The sequence below is a fragment of the Virgibacillus carmonensis genome (genome assembly GCF_057836705.1).
Genome location: NZ_JBYQFJ010000393.1, coordinates 1 through 527, shown reverse-complemented (window position 1 = coordinate 527; position 527 = coordinate 1). Strand labels below are relative to the sequence as shown.

At 39.5% G+C, this 527-nt stretch carries 1 protein-coding gene; it reads left to right on the top strand.

The features are described 5' to 3' along the window. Positions 1-2 precede the first annotated feature (2 nt). Entirely contained in the window at positions 3-515 is a 513-nt protein-coding gene (gene spoIIIAB, locus AC3G7N_RS22535; RefSeq protein WP_089062486.1) for a stage III sporulation protein SpoIIIAB, read from the top strand. Positions 516-527 lie beyond the last annotated feature (12 nt).

Below are 527 nucleotides of genomic sequence, written 5' to 3'. Positions count from 1 at the left end.
AAATGGAGTGGATAGGAGCACTTCTATTCATCGGCACCACTACATGGATAGGTTTTGAAATTAGTAACAAACTGCGAGATCGTCCTAAACATATTCGTCAACTCAAAAACGCTCTGCAAATATTAGAGGCTGAAATCCTTTATAGTCAATTGCCACTTAGGGATGCATTTGACAGTATAGCAAAACAATTACCAGATCCTACGAGAACCTTTTTTCAGGACCTCGCAATTAATCTGGATGAAAATAAAACGGACTTGTTCAGTGTATGGAGTCAACATATGGAAATGCTTAACCGGATATCCGCAATTGGTAAGAATGAAAAAGAAATTCTTAACCAGTTTGGCCGGACACTCGGCCAGCATGACTTTAATCAGCAACAAAAGCATATTCAATTAGCTGTACATCATTTAGACCGCGAGTTGGAGGAAGCGCGGGATAATGAAATGAAATATAGTAAGATGGCCAAAAGCCTGGGCGTATTAAGTGGTTTATTCATTGTCCTTCTACTCATTTAGTAAGGAAAGGGG